Origin of the sequence: Lagierella sp. ICN-221743 (genome assembly GCF_037890055.1) — a bacterium.
Classification (GTDB): domain Bacteria; phylum Bacillota; class Clostridia; order Tissierellales; family Peptoniphilaceae; genus Mediannikoviicoccus.
On record NZ_JBBKBD010000004.1, the window covers coordinates 105,738 to 121,451 of the forward strand.

At 35.4% G+C, this 15,714-nt stretch carries 23 protein-coding genes; all 23 read left to right on the forward strand.

The window, feature by feature from the left end; genetic code table 11:
* The first annotated feature begins 134 nt into the window (after positions 1–134).
* Entirely contained in the window at positions 135–485 is a 351-nt protein-coding gene (locus WKS98_RS03345; protein ID WP_498916904.1) for an HNH endonuclease, read from the forward strand.
* Positions 486–586: 101 nt separating this feature from the next.
* A complete protein-coding gene (locus WKS98_RS03350) occupies positions 587–1,795 on the forward strand; it encodes a hypothetical protein (RefSeq protein WP_498916905.1) in 1,209 nt (402 codons plus the stop codon).
* Entirely contained in the window at positions 1,788–2,174 is a 387-nt protein-coding gene (locus WKS98_RS03355; RefSeq protein ID WP_498916907.1) for a hypothetical protein, read from the forward strand. Before WKS98_RS03350 ends, WKS98_RS03355 begins: the two co-directional genes overlap by 8 nt.
* Position 2,175: 1 nt before the next feature.
* Positions 2,176–3,315, forward strand: a complete 1,140-nt coding sequence (locus WKS98_RS03360; RefSeq protein WP_498916908.1) for a polymorphic toxin type 50 domain-containing protein — start codon at positions 2,176–2,178, stop codon at positions 3,313–3,315.
* Positions 3,308–3,514, forward strand: a complete 207-nt coding sequence (locus tag WKS98_RS03365) for a hypothetical protein (RefSeq protein WP_498916910.1) — start codon at positions 3,308–3,310, stop codon at positions 3,512–3,514. Before WKS98_RS03360 ends, WKS98_RS03365 begins: the two co-directional genes overlap by 8 nt.
* 49 nt (positions 3,515–3,563) lie before the next feature.
* Positions 3,564–3,881 carry a hypothetical protein gene (locus WKS98_RS03370; RefSeq protein WP_498916911.1) on the forward strand — a complete coding sequence of 106 codons (318 nt, stop codon included), beginning with the start codon at positions 3,564–3,566 and terminating at the stop codon, positions 3,879–3,881.
* 49 nt (positions 3,882–3,930) lie between these two features.
* Entirely contained in the window at positions 3,931–5,331 is a 1,401-nt protein-coding gene (locus WKS98_RS03375; RefSeq protein WP_498916913.1) for a terminase large subunit domain-containing protein, read from the forward strand.
* A gap of 80 nt (positions 5,332–5,411) precedes the next feature.
* Complete coding sequence (locus WKS98_RS03380) at positions 5,412–5,870, forward strand: capsid assembly scaffolding protein Gp46 family protein (protein ID WP_498916915.1); 459 nt, start codon at positions 5,412–5,414, stop codon at positions 5,868–5,870.
* A 10-nt stretch (positions 5,871–5,880) separates the two neighbouring features.
* The gene (locus tag WKS98_RS03385) at positions 5,881–6,762 is read left to right on the forward strand and encodes a phage major capsid family protein (protein WP_498916917.1); all 882 of its coding nucleotides are present in this window, start codon (positions 5,881–5,883) and stop codon (positions 6,760–6,762) included.
* A gap of 1 nt (position 6,763) precedes the next feature.
* Complete coding sequence (locus WKS98_RS03390) at positions 6,764–7,012, forward strand: hypothetical protein (RefSeq protein WP_498916919.1); 249 nt, start codon at positions 6,764–6,766, stop codon at positions 7,010–7,012.
* A gap of 1 nt (position 7,013) precedes the next feature.
* Positions 7,014–7,430, forward strand: a complete 417-nt coding sequence (locus WKS98_RS03395; protein ID WP_498916921.1) for a phage Gp19/Gp15/Gp42 family protein — start codon at positions 7,014–7,016, stop codon at positions 7,428–7,430.
* A complete protein-coding gene (locus WKS98_RS03400; protein WP_498916922.1) occupies positions 7,390–7,728 on the forward strand; it encodes a hypothetical protein in 339 nt (112 codons plus the stop codon). The genes WKS98_RS03395 and WKS98_RS03400 overlap by 41 nt, the downstream gene beginning before the upstream one ends.
* Positions 7,721–7,957, forward strand: a complete 237-nt coding sequence (locus tag WKS98_RS03405; protein ID WP_498916924.1) for a hypothetical protein — start codon at positions 7,721–7,723, stop codon at positions 7,955–7,957. The genes WKS98_RS03400 and WKS98_RS03405 overlap by 8 nt, the downstream gene beginning before the upstream one ends.
* Positions 7,954–8,289 carry a hypothetical protein gene (locus tag WKS98_RS03410; RefSeq protein WP_498916926.1) on the forward strand — a complete coding sequence of 112 codons (336 nt, stop codon included), beginning with the start codon at positions 7,954–7,956 and terminating at the stop codon, positions 8,287–8,289. Before WKS98_RS03405 ends, WKS98_RS03410 begins: the two co-directional genes overlap by 4 nt.
* An 11-nt stretch (positions 8,290–8,300) precedes the next feature.
* A complete protein-coding gene (locus WKS98_RS03415) occupies positions 8,301–8,873 on the forward strand; it encodes a phage tail tube protein (protein WP_498916928.1) in 573 nt (190 codons plus the stop codon).
* Positions 8,874–9,131, forward strand: a complete 258-nt coding sequence (locus WKS98_RS03420) for a hypothetical protein (protein ID WP_498916930.1) — start codon at positions 8,874–8,876, stop codon at positions 9,129–9,131.
* Between the two features lie 71 nt (positions 9,132–9,202).
* Entirely contained in the window at positions 9,203–9,526 is a 324-nt protein-coding gene (locus tag WKS98_RS03425) for a DUF5361 domain-containing protein (RefSeq protein WP_498916932.1), read from the forward strand.
* Entirely contained in the window at positions 9,516–11,711 is a 2,196-nt protein-coding gene (locus WKS98_RS03430; RefSeq protein WP_498916934.1) for a phage tail protein, read from the forward strand. Before WKS98_RS03425 ends, WKS98_RS03430 begins: the two co-directional genes overlap by 11 nt.
* A gap of 13 nt (positions 11,712–11,724) precedes the next feature.
* Complete coding sequence (locus tag WKS98_RS03435; RefSeq protein WP_498916935.1) at positions 11,725–12,453, forward strand: distal tail protein Dit; 729 nt, start codon at positions 11,725–11,727, stop codon at positions 12,451–12,453.
* Positions 12,450–14,522, forward strand: coding sequence for a phage tail spike protein (locus WKS98_RS03440; protein ID WP_498916936.1), 2,073 nt, complete (start codon positions 12,450–12,452; stop codon positions 14,520–14,522). Before WKS98_RS03435 ends, WKS98_RS03440 begins: the two co-directional genes overlap by 4 nt.
* A complete protein-coding gene (locus WKS98_RS03445) occupies positions 14,523–14,924 on the forward strand; it encodes a hypothetical protein (RefSeq protein WP_498916938.1) in 402 nt (133 codons plus the stop codon).
* Positions 14,925–14,943: 19 nt separating this feature from the next.
* Positions 14,944–15,087 (forward strand): hypothetical protein, encoded by a 144-nt coding sequence (locus tag WKS98_RS03450; protein ID WP_498916939.1) that lies wholly within the window; start codon positions 14,944–14,946, stop codon positions 15,085–15,087.
* A gap of 36 nt (positions 15,088–15,123) precedes the next feature.
* The coding region (locus WKS98_RS03455; RefSeq protein WP_498916941.1) for a hypothetical protein at positions 15,124–15,714 on the forward strand (591 nt) is incomplete at its 3' end.

Consider the following 15,714-nt stretch of genomic DNA (forward strand, 5'->3'; position numbering starts at 1 on the left):
TCCTTTCATGCGGCGAATAAGCGACGGCTCAGGATTGGTCAGACTGGCAGCAAAGAAATTAAAGGACTTGACCATACATAACTAAGGATTATGTGGGAACATATACTCAAGATATATAGGCAGGGGTGGGAGCAATGAGTATTAATAAAATTCAAAGACCTGACAGACTTGGAGGTCATAGACAAGTATATGAAAGTAACAGAAAGAAGATATTCAAGACTCAAACTGTGTGTGGTATCTGCGGTCAACCTGTGGATAAGAGTTTAAAAACACCGCACCCAATGAGTCCTTGTATAGATCACATTGTGCCAGTGAGTAAGGGAGGACACCCAAGTGATATAAGTAACTTACAACTTGCACATATGTGTTGTAATAGGCAGAAGTCGGACAAGCTGGTAAAAGAGACACAAGTTTTTAAAACACAAACTATAAGTAATCGAAACCTACCTCTATCGAGAGACTGGTTCAGTTATAAGGGGGCATAACTCCCCCTCAGAGGGCTTGGCCGTTGTTCGGGCCGTCACTGTACGTATTTTCTCGTGAAACACGCTTAAACCCTAAAAATAACCGAAAAGGAGCAATGTATATGATTGATGATATGCGAAAAAAATTAGAAGATCATAAAAAAAGAGTCGATATAAAGTACCGACTTTATGACTCAAAATATCAAGACCAAGATATTGGAATTACAATACCTGCACAAATAAGGCAAAGATATAGAGCAGTCTTAGGTTGGTGTTCAAAAGCTGTAGACTCACTAGCTGATAGACTTGTCTTTAAAGAATTTCAAAATGACAACTTTCATCTAAACGAAATCTTTAACTTAAACAACCCTGACGTTTTCTTCGACTCAGCAATCCTCTCTGCACTTATAGGTTCTTGCTGTTTTGTCTATATTTCAAAAGAAAATGACAGGGCTAGATTACAAATAATTGAAGGCTCTAACGCAACTGGAGAAATTGATCCAATCACTGGTTTACTCAAAGAAGGCTATGCAGTACTTGACCGAGATAAAAATGGCAAACCAATCTTAGAAGCCTACTTCTTACCAGATAGAACTTTAATCTATGCTGATGACAAAATCGTAAGTAGAATTAACAACCCTGCAAATGTCCCTGCGCTTGTGCCAATTATCCACAGGCCAGACGCAGTAAGACCTTTTGGTAGAAGTAGAATTACAAGACATGCAATATACTTTCAACAACACGCAAAAAGGACACTTGAAAGAGCCGACGTCACAGCAGAATTTTATTCTTTCCCTCAAAAGTATATAGTAGGGCTTTCACAAGAAGCCGAACCAATGGAAAAGTGGAAAGCAACAATATCAAGTTTCTTGCAATTTACAAAAGACAGTGACGGAGACAGTCCGAAGCTAGGACAATTCACACAACCATCAATGAGTCCTTTCACTGAACAACTTAGAACTTTGGCAAGTGGTTTTGCTGGAGAAACTGGACTTACACTTGATGATTTAGGTTTTGTAACTGACAACCCATCATCTGCTGAAGCAATAAAAGCAAGTCATGAAACTTTAAGAATTGCTGCAAGAAAAGCACAAAGGTGCTTTGGTAGTGGCTTTTTAAATGTAGGATATGTTGCCAGATGCATAGAAGATGAGATGCCATATGTAAGAAATCAATTCTATTTAACTAAACCTAAATGGTATCCAGTATTTGAACCTGACGTAGCTACTCTATCAGGCATAGGAGACGCTGCAATTAAAATTAATCAAGCTATCCCTGAATACTTCGATAAAGACAGTCTTTCAGAATTGACAGGTATTAATCATGAATAAAACAGTAATTTTCTTATGTGGACTTATAGGTTCAGGGAAAACTACTTTTGCTAGAAACAATTTTAAAATCTTTACTGATTTAGATTACCTGCCTCCACACTCAACAAAAATAAATCAAGTAGAGTGGACAAAAAGGCTTTTAAAAAATCATGATGAAGTTTGTCATATAACCTGCTATCCAAAACTTGAAGAAATAAAAAGCTTTGAAGGTTACAACATAAGATACTTGCTTATTAATCCCAATTTAAACCAAGCTAAAACAAATATTCTTACACGGTCACGTCCACGTGATATGGAGAATTTAAAAAGAGTGTTTGACGCAAATAAAGAGTATTTAAGAAAGTATCAAAGAGCCAATATCAGATGGGAGATTATATGACATGACAAAAGATATAGTACCTGAAATCTTAGAAAAGATTGAAAATGAATTTAAAAATAAAACTTCAAAAAGTGATATTTTAAAAAAGAAAATTCTTGCTTTAAAAAACAAGAAAGTAACACACAAAGACTCAAATGAATTTGCGATAGAAATTGGTAAGATTTTAGCAGAAGTATTTAAAGATGAAATCACTGGAGACATTTTGCCAGATAATAGAATGTACTACAATATTGCAAAGAGATTGATTGAACCTAACTTGATAAAGAATTATGAACTTGTTAGCGACTTTTCAAAGGATGTTCAAGAGGTCTTAAACAGACAATCTAATATCTCTATAAAAGCTATTAAACCTGAAATTAACCAAGATAGAGTTGATGGTATAATTAATAAAATAAGTGATTATAATGACTTTGAAGATGGAAAATGGCTATTAGACGAACCAGTAAAGAATTTCACTCAATCAATTGTGGACGACACTATAAAAACAAATGCAGACTTCCAACATAAAGCTGGATTAAAACCAAAAATAATTAGAAAAGAAGCTGGTAATTGTTGTAAGTGGTGTAAGGAAGTAGTTGGAGTATATGAATACCCAGATGTACCTAAAGATGTGTGGAGACGACATAGATTTTGCAGATGCACCGTTGACTACTTACCAGGTGACGGAAGAAAGCAAGATGTATGGTCTAAACAATGGACCGATGTTGATAAAAGTGATAAAATTAATTCAAGGAGGAGAATCGCATTAGTCGAACACTCTTCATCGATTAATATAGTGAAGAAAGTTCGTTCTGGTGAAATTGATTTAACGAGCAATAAAGAACATTATGAAAAACATTTGTTAGGAACTAATCAGTTTAATCAACATTTAGAAAATAGAATAAAAAGAGGTTATGGAAAACAGAGTATACTTACTATATCTTACGAGGAAACGCAAAGATTAATTAATGAGTTTTATGGTAGGGGAATTGTTCAAAGTACAAAGTCTGGAAAACCAAGAAAACAGGAAGATGTAAATTTTAGAATGATTATTGGATATTATATTTATGAAGGTAAAGAGTATCCAACAACTAAGGGTAGAATACATTATGGAAGAAAGGGAACACATATAGTTCCAATAAAAGGTGATAATTTTGATTGATTGGGAAAAAGCTCAATGGGCAGATAAAATAAAAATAATATTTACTAATGGTGATAACATTGTATGTAGAGGAAATGGAATATCTTTAGCAGAAGATTTTGATGAACCTGAAGAACAGTATGATACTTTTTTTGTTATAAATGGTAAAAAAAATATTGCTTTAGATATTAAGAGTATAAAGGATATAGTTTATTTATAAAAGCACACTAACAATTAAATGTTAGAGGTGCTTTTTTATTGGAGGAAAAATGTTAGATGAAATAAAAATAGGTTGGAAAAATTATAAAATTATAAAAACAAATCCGAACCATAATTTAATAAATAACGGAAATGATTGTTATGGTGAAATAGACTATGATAAGCGTGAAATTTATCTTAATGAATTGCTAAATGATGAAGAACAAAACAAAGCAACTTTAATACATGAAATATTACACGGAATTTCAGATATGTATAATTTAGAACTTTCCGAAGATATAGTTTCAAGGTTAGGAGAAGCATTATACATCGTGCTTAAAGATAATAGCATTCAGCTAACTAAAGATAATCGTGAGTTAATTGTGTAAAAATCACACGTAAATTAGCACGATTAAGCTTTACAAAGGAGTTTGAAATATGAAAAAATATGGAAATCAAACTCCCACTAAGTCGGTAATTTTAGATTATGATAAAACTCTAGGTCATGAGGCTATAGAGCTTTATGAAAAAACTGGAAGAAGTCCCTATCCTTGGCAAGAGAAGATGGTAAATGATTTATTTGCCATGAATGACGAGGACCTCTGGACTCACTCTAAGTTTGGTTACGCAGTTCCAAGAAGAAATGGTAAAACTGAAGTAGTCTACATGGCTGAACTTTGGGGACTCTTTAATGGACTAAATATCCTACACACAGCACATAGAATTTCAACCTCTCACTCTTCTTTTGAAAAATTAAAAAAGTATCTTGAAGATATGGAACTTGAGGATAGAGAAGACTTTTCATCTATCAAAGCAAAGGGACAAGAAAGAATTGAGTTAACCGAACACGGAGGAGTAATCCAGTTTAGAACAAGGACTGCCACAGGTGGTCTTGGTGAAGGTTTTGATATGCTCATCATAGACGAGGCTCAAGAGTATACAGATGACCAAGAGTCTGCACTGAAATATACAGTCACAGACTCAGACAATCCTATGACGATAATGTGTGGAACTCCACCAACTTTGGTATCAGGTGGGACAGTCTTTACAAAATATCGTGAGTCAATTCTTTCAGGTGGAAGAAAACACAACGGCTGGGCTGAATGGTCTGTGGACGATATGTCAGATATAAACGACAAATCTTTATGGTATCTTACTAATCCATCAATGGGTCACAAGCTTACAGAAAGAGCAATTGAAGAAGAAGTTGGTCCAGATGAGACCGATTTTAATATTCAAAGGTTGGGATTGTGGTTAAGATACAATCAAAAGTCGGCAATATCTGAATTTGAATGGGAAGCTTTAAAAGTTAAGAAGCTGCCTACACTAAAAGGAAAATTATATGCTGGAATAAAATATGGCAAGGATGGAACTAACGTAGCCTTATCAATCGCAGTCAAAACTCTTTCAAATAGGATTTTTATTGAGTCGATAGACTGTCAAAATATCAGAAATGGCAACGCCTGGATAATCAAATTTTTAAAAAATATTGATGTTGAAAAAATCATTATTGACGGAGCCTCAAGACAAGATATCTTGTCAAAAGAATTAAAAGATGAAGGACTTAACAATGTAATTTTACCAACAGTAAAAGAAATTATAATTGCAAACTCAATGTGGGAAGAAGCAGTCTTTTCAAAAACTTTGTGTCATATGGACCAACCCTCACTTAGTCAAGTAGTTACAAACTGCGATAAAAGACCTATCGGCACAAGCGGTGGTTTTGGATATCGAAGTCAATTTGAAGATATGGATATAGTCCTTATGGATAGTGCTTTACTTGCTCACTGGGCTTGCAAAGAACAAAAAGAACAAATAAAACAAAAAGTTAGTTATTAATTGGTGGTAGTTTCCAAAATGGAAATAACCACTTTTTTAATATAAAAAATTACCAGACGTGGGCAAACGGGAGGAAAAAAATGAGTGAATTTAAAGTAATCGAAACTCAAGAAGAATTAGACAAGATAATATCAGAAAGACTTAAAAGAGAGAGAAGCAAAGTTGAAGAAGAATTTAAAGAAAAAGAGAAATCTTTTCAAACCGAAATTCAACAACTTAAATCAGAAAATGCTGAAGTAAAAGCAAACCTTGAAAAGCTTGGAGAAAAGGATACTGAAATTGAAAAACTTAAAGGGCAAATTAAAGGATATGAAAAGTCCGAACTTAAAAGAAAAATTGCACTTGAAAATAAAATTCCTTACAACCTAGCTGGAAGAATCCAGGGAGAAACTGAAGAAGAAATGCTTGAAGATGCTAAAAGTCTTTCAAGATATTTTGAAAAAGAAGAAGTAGTGCCACCACTTAAGAACCCTGAAATTAACAAAGGACAAAGTGGAGCATATAAAGAATTATTACAAGGTTTAAACCTTGAAGATTAGGAGTGAAAATATGGCAGAAGTATTATCAAAAGGAAATTTATTTAACGCACAATTAGTAAATGATTTATTTAACAAAGTAAAAGGAAAATCATCACTTGCAGTACTTTCAGGGCAAGAAGCAATACCATTTAATGGCACAGAACAATTTGTATTTTCAATGGATTCTGAAATTGACATTGTAGCTGAAAATGGCAAGAAGTCTCACGGTGGAGTTACACTAGAACCAGTTACAATTGTACCTTTGAAGGTAGAGTATGGTGCAAGAATATCAGATGAATTCGTGTATGCATCAGATGAAGCTAAAATCAATATGCTAAAAGCTTTCAATGAAGGCTTTGCAAGAAAGCTTGCTAAAGGTCTAGACCTTATGGCAATTCACGGAATTAATCCACGTTCAAAAGCAGCCTCAGAACTTATTGGTACTAACTGCTTTGAAAAAAAAGTTACTCAATCGGTAGCTTATACTGAAGCAGACCCAGACACAAACATTGAAGCAGCTGTAGGACTAGTACAAGGTTCTGAAGGAGAAGTTAACGGACTTGCAATGGCACCTGCTTTTGCAACTGCACTTGCAAAACTTAAAGTTAATGGTGTTAAACAATTCCCTGAATTTGCTTGGGGTTCAAGCCCAGATTCAGTTAATGGTTTAAGATGTGACGTAAACCCAACAATCGCAAATGGTGGAAAAAACAAAGCTATAGTTGGTGACTTTGCTGGTGCTTTTAAGTGGGGATATGCAAAACAAATTCCACTTGAAGTTATCCAATACGGGGATCCAGACGGAACAGGTAAAGACCTTAAAAACTATAACCAAGTTTACTTAAGATGTGAAGCATACTTAGGCTGGGGAATCCTTATGCCAGAATCTTTTGCAATCGTAAAGGAAGCTTAGTATGAAGTATATAAATACAAAAACAGGGGCTATCATTGATAGTCCTTGTTTAATTTCAGGCGGAGATTGGGTTGAGTACGGAAAACAAAAACCTAAAAAAGAAGTCATAGAAGAAGTTAAAAAGACAGTTGAAGAACCTTCAACAGATTTAACAAAAGAAGAAGTTATCAACGAACTTGACGCACTTGGAATTGAATATAGCAAAAAAGCAAAAAAGGAAGATTTAATCAAGTTGATGATGGGTGAGTAGTATGACTTACACAACAGTAGATGATGTAATACAACTTTTTAGACAACTTACAAAAGAAGAGGTTGACAAAGCAGAGGGACTGATACCAGTTATTGAGTCTTCTATAAAACTTGAAGCTGATAATGTAGGCAAAAACTTAAACAAAATGCTTGAAGATGAAGACTTTAAAAACGTCTTTAAGTCAGTGGTTGTGGATATCGTCGGAAGAACTTTGATGACTTCTACAAATCAAGAACCTATGACACAGTCTTCAGAGTCCGCCTTGGGCTACTCATGGTCGGGAACTTTCCTTGTACCAGGCGGTGGACTTTTTATAAAAAGGTCAGAGCTTGCAAAGTTGGGACTAAAAAGGCAAAGATACGGAGTGATTGATTTTTATGACGAAAATCAAGGGAATAACAGTTACTTTAATCGATAAAGTAGAAATAGATAAAGATCCTTTTGGGCAACCTATTTATGAAGACAAAGAAATACCAGTTGAAAACGTCTTGGTCGCTCCTACCTCAACGGACGACGTGACCAATCAATTAAATTTGACTGGCAAAAAAGCTGTCTACACTTTGGGAATACCAAAAGGAGATAATCATAACTGGGAAAATAAAGAGGTAAGATTTTTTAATCAAAGATGGAAAGTCTTCGGTAAAGAAATTCAAGGTATAGAAGATTTAATTCCTTTAGATTGGAATAAGAAAGTGATGGTGGAAGCCTATGAGTAACTTTAAATTTGAATTAAATTCTTCTGGAGTAAAAGAACTTCTAAAAAGTGATGGAATTAAAAATGTGATAAATTCCCACGCTCAAAGAATATATTCAAGCCTTGGTGACGGATACAAAGTTGACCAATATGACGGAGTGAACAGGTCTAACGCTATGGTGTGGGCATCCAGCAGAAAAGCAAGAAAAGACAATAAGAAAAATAACACACTTTTAAAGGCGATAAGATGATAGAAATTACAATCAAAAAATACCTTGAAAAAAATCTAAAAGTACCAATCTTTTTAGAAGTCCCAGAAAAAATGCCGAGTAAATTTATAGTCTTTGAAAAGACGGGGTCAAGTAGGAAGAATTATCTTAATTCTTCAACCTTTGCTTTTCAATCCTATGCTTTAAATTTATACGGCGCAGCAAAATTAAATGAAGAATTAAAAGAGGTAGTGCTAAAAATGTTAGAACTACCAGAAATGGCAAACATAAAATTAAATTCAGATTATAACTTTACGGATATGGATTTAAAAAAATATAGATATCAAGCAGTCTTTGATATCTATCACTATTAGGAGGAATTAATATGGCTCAAAATGCAAGCAATGTTTCATATGGTAAACCTAAAATTGAGGGAGCAATTTGGACTGCACCTCTAGGTTCAAAATTACCTATTAATGCGATAGACAATCTTGACAAAGCCTTTAAAGGTTTAGGTTATGTATCAGAAGATGGATTAAAAAATGAAAACTCAATGGAGTCCGAAACAATAAAAGCTTGGGGTGGAGACTCTGTTTTAGTAATTCAATCAGAAAAGACAGACACTTTCACTTACAAACTAATTGAAATTTTAAACGTTGACGTACTAAAAGAAGTATACGGACAAACAAATGTTACAGGAACCTTAGAAACAGGAATTACAATCAAAGCAAATGCAAAAGACCTTGAAGAACATGTGATAGTTGTAGATATGATTTTACAAGGTGCTTTAAAAAGAATTGTAATCCCAAAAGCAAAAGTTTCAGAAATTTCAGAAGTTGAGTATACAGACTCTGACGCTGTAGGTTATGAACTTACACTTACAGCAATTCCAGACGAAAAAGGTAACTCACACTATGAATATATCCAAAAAGCACCTCAAGTTACGGGGGAACAATAGATGACAAAAGGTATCACAAAATCAGGATTTAAATTTACTTTACTTGAAGAAGTTTTAGACGACATGGAACTTTTAGACTTAATCAGTGAAGTAGATGAGAATCCTCTTTTACTTCCTAAACTTATAGAAAGACTTTTAGGAGAGAAGCAAAAGAAAAGACTCTACGATCACTGTAGAGACGATAAAGGAAGAGTGTCCTCTACAAGAATTTCAGATGAACTTGTAGAAATCTTCTCCAAGACAAAAGTAAAAAACTAATATTCCTTACCAGTGCTTTAAAAAATTATGAAGAAGAGGTCGTATGCGACTTGGCAGAGACTTATAATATTTTGAATTATAAGGAAGTCCCTCTAAAGACTTTAGCGACACTTGTCAAAGGACTTAGAGGGGACTCAAGGTTGATGATGGCTATAACGAAGACCACTGTAGATATGAATACCTATCTACAAGCTGGGATTTTAGATAGATTGTCTTTCTTGGCTTGGGCTAAGACAAAAGACGGACAGAAAAATCAAAATAGACCACAATCAGTTGTCGACGCTTTGTCGACTTCTGAAAAACCTAAAAAATCATATGGAGCAAGCACTGGTGAGGAGTACGAAAAGTTAAGAAAAGAAATAATTAAGAAAGTGAGGGAAAATAATGGCAACTGATATAGGTAAAGCGTATGTGCAAATTATACCCTCTGCAAAAGGAATAAAAGGTGGAATCGAAAAGAGTATGGGCGGAGAAATGCAATCTGCTGGATCCTCACTTGGGAAAACTCTAGTCGGCACTTTAAAGAAAGTTATAGTAGCTGCTGGGATTGGAAAGGCAATCATAAGCACTGTAAAAGAAGGCGCAGCTCTTGAACAATCTTTAGGTGGGGTCGAAACTCTTTTCAAAAATTCCGCAGATAAAGTAAAGAAACATGCTGCAGAAGCTTATAAAACTGTAGGAATTGGCGCCAATGATTACATGGAAAATGTAACTTCTTTTAGTGCTAGTCTACTTCAGTCTTTAGGTGGAGATACAGAAAAGGCAGCTAAAGTCTCAAACATGGCTATGATTGACATGGGGGACAACGCAAACAAAATGGGAACCAATATGCGAGATATACAAAACGCATATCAAGGTTTTGCAAAGCAAAATTACACTATGCTGGACAACTTGAAACTTGGTTATGGTGGTACAAAAACCGAAATGGAAAGACTTCTTGCTGACGCTGAAAAGCTTACTGGTGTGAAATACGACATCAACAATCTTTCAGACGTATACGAAGCAATTCACGCAATCCAAGGAAATTTAGGCATCACAGGGACGACTGCTCTTGAAGCAAGTGAAACGGTTTCAGGTTCTTTTAACGCAATGCTTGCAGCTGCTAAAAATTTACAGGGCGCGATTGCTGGGCAACTTGACCTCGGACCAAGTTTACAAGCTATGGCTGATACTATAGCGACCTTTCTTTTTGGGAATTTAATTCCTATGGTTTGGAATATCGTAAAAGCTTTACCTCCTGCACTAATAGGTTTTATTAAAGCTTTTCTTCCGCGCTTGCTTCAAGCAGGACAAGATTTTATAAACTTCTTAGCCCAAGGTATCACTGTAGGAATACCGAACTTACTGGCAAAAGGTGCTGAAATTGTTCAAAACATAGGACAAGGTATCGTCCAAGGTTTTCCTGCTTTTCAAGCAAATTTCGTAGCACTCTTTTCTACAATTGGAGAATTTATTTCAAGTCATGCGCCTGCTTTTCTATCAAAGGGCGCTGAAATCATAGGTAAAATTGCTATGGGTATTTTACAGGCAATACCAACTGCAGTTGGTGGACTGATGGACCTCTTCTCTGCATTATTTAGTTTCATTGGAGAAAATTTCCCAAAAATTATGGAAAATGGGAAAAATCTAATAGTAAAACTATGTGAAGGTATTAAGGATAAAATTCCAACTGTCTTACAAACTATAGGAAAGCTACTTCTTGATGTGCTTACAAAGATAGTAGAGAAGTTACCAGATTTCCTAAAAAACGGAATTGAGATGGTAAAGAGAATTGCAGTAGGTATAATTCAAAACTTACCCGAAGTAATAACTGCAATCGGAAGAGTTTTACTAAAAATCATTGCAGAAATAGTAAAGAACTTACCAACAATCCTAGCAAAAGGTGTCGAACTTATTGGCAAACTTGCTGCAGGGATTTTACAAGCAATACCAACTGCCGTGTCTGCTGCTGCTGGAGTCTTAGGAGCTATAATTTCAAAGATAGGCTCTTATGTAGGACAAATGCTTTCTAAAGGTGTTGAACTTATCGGAAGTTTAGCAAGAGGAATTGGAAATGGATTAGGTGCTGCTGCAAGTGCTGCAGGTAGAGTTCTTGGTGGAATTGTAAGAGCTTTCACTGGTGGAGTGGGGCAATTGGTAAGTGCTGGTAGAAACTTAATTCTTGGACTTGCAAGAGGGATTGGAAATGCAGTTGGTGCTGCAATAGGAGCTGCAAGAAGAGCTGCAAGTAGAGTTGTTGGTGCTGTTAAGGGTGCTTTTAAAATTCACTCACCATCGAAAGTTTTTGAAGAAATCGGGGAATATCTTAATCTTGGACTTGCCGAAGGTATCACAGGAAGCTTAAGACCAGTATCAAGAGCAATGGACCTTATGGAAGAAGAAACTACAAGAGACTTCTCCACAAATTTCTTAGGAACTGCAAAAGGTGCTATAACTGCAGGAGTTGGGGATATAGTTGCAGGACAAAAAGAACAACCTATGTACTTGAATTTATCTATGGGTGGTCACGTCTTCAAAACTTTTGCAGAAGATATCACTAGAGTACAAGATAAGCAAACAAACTTAGAACTTGAGTATTAAGGAGGTGTTAATATTGATTTATTGTAAACTAAACTTTAATGGAATAAATTTAGATGATGAGTTAGTCGGCTACACTACTGTGAATGTAGAGGGTAGAGGACTAATGACAAGAGATATTAACACTTTAAATATTGAGGGACGAGACGGAGATTATATCCTTGGTGGTAAGTATCCACCAAGGAAAATCGTTGTTCACTATGTGATTAAAGCTACAAGCAATCGAAATAAACTTTATATCTTAAGACGACTCAATGAATATTTACAAAGCACTGAAGACGTACTTTTTTACTTTGCAGATGAAGACGAAGTTTTCAGGTACGGAAGAGTTATAGAAGTAGAAGACCCACCTTATGACCAATGGCAAGGCTTGGGAAAGTTTGTAATTCACTGTCAAGACCCTTACCAATATGGACACTCCAGAGAAGCAAAGGGGAAAATTATCACAAGGGGTTTAGAGCCAGTTGATATAGAAAAAATTTGTTTTAAGGTTTCATCAAGTACGAAGAAATTAATCGTAAGAAATAATAGGACTGTAAGAAAGATTGTTTTAAATGGCAACTTTTCAAGTGGCAATCTTGTAGAAATTACAAAGGATAAAATCTTCGTAAATGGAGAAAATAAGATGGAATATTTAGATCCAATGGAAAGTGATTTTCACGAATTTAAACTCTATAGAGGAGACGAGGTCACAGTCAACTATGGTGGAGATATTTTAATTAATTACAGGGAGAGATGGATATGACAGGAGTTTTTCTCTTTGATAAAAATCAAAAACTAATAAAGACAATTTCTCCTAAAAATCTTACTGTAAACAATCAGACCATAGAGATAAACGGCCTTATAACTGCTGATGTAACTACAAAGTATGACATAGCAGAAAAACATATCTTTGAAAATGCTCAATATTTAGGACAAAAGGAAGACGATAATTTTTGGTTATATAAAATAAAAACAAAAGAAAAACAAAACAACCTAATCAACTTCACTTGTGTCCACGTCTTCTTTGATGACCTAAAAGGAAAGATAATCAGAGATATAAGACCAAGAAATGTGACAGCCTCATATGCTATAGGACAGATTTTAACAGGGACAGGTTGGGAAGTGGTGAGTAATAATGTCACTAGAGTGGGAACAAGTAACTTTTATTTTGTAGATACTCTAACAGCTTTTACAAATGCTTTAAAAACCTGGAACTGCGAATTTATCCCAAAAATCACTTTTGCAGATGGGAAGATATCCTCAAAAAAAATATATCTTTATGATGAAATCAAAAATGATTATGGAAAGTGGTTTGAATACGGCGACAAACTGGTAGACGTAGTAGCAGAAACTGACTTTGATATCTACACAGCTTTTATAGGACTTGGGAAAGGTGAAGAGAGTGAAACAGGTGGTTTTGGTAGGAAAATAAGATTTGATAAAGTTGAATGGTCAAAGTCAAAAGGAAATCCAGTAGATAAACCTTTAGGACAAGACTATGTAGAAATCAAAGAGGCTACATCGCAATTTGGATATCCTGATGGAACTCCAAGAATTGGTATAGTGGAATTTCCTGATACTGAAGACAGAGAAACTTTGATAAAGCAAACTTATGAACACGCACTTGAAAACTCTAGACCAAAATTACAATTAAAATCAAAAGCCGTGTCAAAAGAAAAAGTTGAACTTGGAGAAGTGTGTGCAATCATAAGACCTGACCTTGATATAAGATACAAAACAAGGATCTTTAAAATCAAGAAAGACTTCCTAAATCCCGAAGTGGTCGAGTTTGAATTTGGAGATAAGGTTGTAGTATCTACAGCTGATAGAATTAAACAATCAAATTATGAAAATGCTCAAAAAGAAAATGCTGTAAATTCAAAGCTGGAGAGACTTCTTGTAGAGATAGCCGATAGCTACTTGAATGAAGATGGGTACAACTATGAGTTAAAAGCAAATAACGAATACAAACTTCCTGCTGGATACTACAGTTTTGACAGACCTATAGACCAAAATCCAATCAAGGTTGTCTATATGGGAGCTGGAAAGATTTTAATTGCTGACACTAAAAATCCAAAAGGCGACTGGAATTGGAGGACTGCAATAACTGCAAGTGGTATCGCAGGAGATGAAATTATCACAAACTCCATAAGTGCAAATAAACTGAAATCTGACGTAGGACAAAGTTTAGACCTAAGCTCAAATAAAGCAATCACAACTTTAGTCTCTGATGTAGAGGGTAACGCCTCTGCAATCAATCAGACAAAAGAATCTTTAGGGCTCTTTGTAAAAAAAGACGGAGTAATCACAGCAATCAACTTAAGTCAAGAAAGTGCAAGAATAAAAGGAAAAAACATAATCCTTGACGGACAAACTCAAGTCAATGGCGACTTTTCAGTCTCAGGCTCTGCTCTCTTTGGAACGATAAACGCAAGTAATATCAACGTAACGAACCTTAACGCTGACAATCTAAGCAGGGGTACTGTAGAAAGACCATATGATTATGGCAAAATGAGTAATGGGTCTTACGACTATGACTTAAAAGGAAATTCTGTATCTTTCAGTGGAAATTCAAGCTATATCACAATAACGGATAGAGGCAATAGAGGTCAAGTCGATATAAACGGCACTGTAGCAGCAAGAGGTTCAGGATATGTATACGAACTCAATCGTGGTGGACTTACAGGACCCGCAGGAAATATGATTGGGCAATCTTGGGAGGGTACTTCCCTAAAAGGACCAGGTATGGGGTCGCCGTCTATTACAATAGACTCTTCAGGAGTAGTAAGGATAGGTAGGCTTTTTGTAAATGGAAAGGAGATTACAGGCTAAATGCAAGTAAATTTACTAGGGAATGTCGTAGATGACAGAACTGGCACGATAAATGTCGGTTTTGAAATCAACGATATTTTAAACAATATAAGATACAGAGGAGACTTAAACGTGTCCCAAGAAGAATATAATAAGGCTTTTTTACAAGGTGGCATAGCTCCACTTGTGCTGGAAAAGCTTTCAAAGTCAGTAGTAGGTGAGGACTCTGTAAGCAAAGGTGTAATTTTAGTTAGAGAAGAAATCGAAAAACAAATGCAGAAGCTTACACTTGAACTTACCATGATGATTTCACAAGCTTTGGCACCACAAGTACAAATGCCACCTATGCCACCAACAGAGGATAAAAAAGATGACAATAATACTGATATTGGTACTGATAATACAGATATCAATGCTGAATAAACTTATAGGAGATGATAGTATGTATAAATTAAGTAAAGATAGTTATGTAGTTTTAGCATGGGTTACAGCAGTTAAAGTCCAAGGATATCCACTTGAAAAGGTACCAGAAATCTGTGGACTTAAAGAGATTGTAACTGAAATTGTAAAAGAAGATGAGGCTTAAAGCCTCTCTTTTTTTTCATAAAAAGGAGAATTTTATATGAATTTAGGTATAAAGTCAATAACTTTAAGGTTTGATGACAATCAACTGGGATACCTTCAACCAGTACAAGGAGATACAAAATCAAGAGGCTTTCTTGTAGAGATGGTGTCCACTGATGGAGAAGTCCTTGACGCAAGTACGACTTATGAGTGTAGGCTTTATGGTGTAAACTCAAATTATCCTGATAAAACTTTCTACACAGTAGCAACTGTGGAAGAAGGTAGATACAAGCTATATTTATCAACTGATATGGTATCCAAGGCTGGAACTTTAAAGCTACAAGTAGCACTGTATAAAGGTGCTGAAGAGCTTATACAGTCAGAAGTCAAAGAGATAGAAGTATCAGAGTCAATGGCAAATGGCGGAAACATAGGCAAAGACTTAGTAGTCGATTTTACCAAACTTGAAAAGGCACTTGAACGTGTAGACATACAAGAAAAAGCCTACAAAGACAGCCTACAAAAGCAAGAAGTTATAAAGGCTGATATAGACAGTAAACAAAGGCAAGTATCGACTGACACTACAGCAGTCAAGAAAATCAGGACTGATATGGAAGGCGTAATGGCTGCAGAAGCTAGTAGGGTAAGT

Excerpts from the sequence above, each read along its gene's own strand:
- WKS98_RS03370 (WP_498916911.1), top strand. The coding sequence starts at position 3,564 with ATGTTAGATGAAATAAAAATAGGTTGGAAAAATTATAAAATTATAAAA.
- WKS98_RS03410 (WP_498916926.1), top strand. The coding sequence starts at position 7,954 with ATGATAGAAATTACAATCAAAAAATACCTTGAAAAAAATCTAAAAGTA.
- WKS98_RS03375 (WP_498916913.1), top strand. The coding sequence starts at position 3,931 with ATGAAAAAATATGGAAATCAAACTCCCACTAAGTCGGTAATTTTAGAT.
- WKS98_RS03345 (WP_498916904.1), top strand. The coding sequence starts at position 135 with ATGAGTATTAATAAAATTCAAAGACCTGACAGACTTGGAGGTCATAGA.
- WKS98_RS03350 (WP_498916905.1), top strand. The coding sequence starts at position 587 with ATGATTGATGATATGCGAAAAAAATTAGAAGATCATAAAAAAAGAGTC.
- WKS98_RS03385 (WP_498916917.1), top strand. The coding sequence starts at position 5,881 with ATGGCAGAAGTATTATCAAAAGGAAATTTATTTAACGCACAATTAGTA.
- WKS98_RS03430 (WP_498916934.1), top strand. The coding sequence starts at position 9,516 with ATGGCAACTGATATAGGTAAAGCGTATGTGCAAATTATACCCTCTGCA.
- WKS98_RS03380 (WP_498916915.1), top strand. The coding sequence starts at position 5,412 with ATGAGTGAATTTAAAGTAATCGAAACTCAAGAAGAATTAGACAAGATA.
- WKS98_RS03390 (WP_498916919.1), top strand. The coding sequence starts at position 6,764 with ATGAAGTATATAAATACAAAAACAGGGGCTATCATTGATAGTCCTTGT.
- WKS98_RS03450 (WP_498916939.1), top strand. The coding sequence starts at position 14,944 with ATGTATAAATTAAGTAAAGATAGTTATGTAGTTTTAGCATGGGTTACA.
- WKS98_RS03360 (WP_498916908.1), top strand. The coding sequence starts at position 2,176 with ATGACAAAAGATATAGTACCTGAAATCTTAGAAAAGATTGAAAATGAA.
- WKS98_RS03400 (WP_498916922.1), top strand. The coding sequence starts at position 7,390 with ATGACGAAAATCAAGGGAATAACAGTTACTTTAATCGATAAAGTAGAA.
- WKS98_RS03440 (WP_498916936.1), top strand. The coding sequence starts at position 12,450 with ATGACAGGAGTTTTTCTCTTTGATAAAAATCAAAAACTAATAAAGACA.
- WKS98_RS03395 (WP_498916921.1), top strand. The coding sequence starts at position 7,014 with ATGACTTACACAACAGTAGATGATGTAATACAACTTTTTAGACAACTT.
- WKS98_RS03415 (WP_498916928.1), top strand. The coding sequence starts at position 8,301 with ATGGCTCAAAATGCAAGCAATGTTTCATATGGTAAACCTAAAATTGAG.
- WKS98_RS03355 (WP_498916907.1), top strand. The coding sequence starts at position 1,788 with ATGAATAAAACAGTAATTTTCTTATGTGGACTTATAGGTTCAGGGAAA.
- WKS98_RS03405 (WP_498916924.1), top strand. The coding sequence starts at position 7,721 with ATGAGTAACTTTAAATTTGAATTAAATTCTTCTGGAGTAAAAGAACTT.
- WKS98_RS03445 (WP_498916938.1), top strand. The coding sequence starts at position 14,523 with ATGCAAGTAAATTTACTAGGGAATGTCGTAGATGACAGAACTGGCACG.
- WKS98_RS03420 (WP_498916930.1), top strand. The coding sequence starts at position 8,874 with ATGACAAAAGGTATCACAAAATCAGGATTTAAATTTACTTTACTTGAA.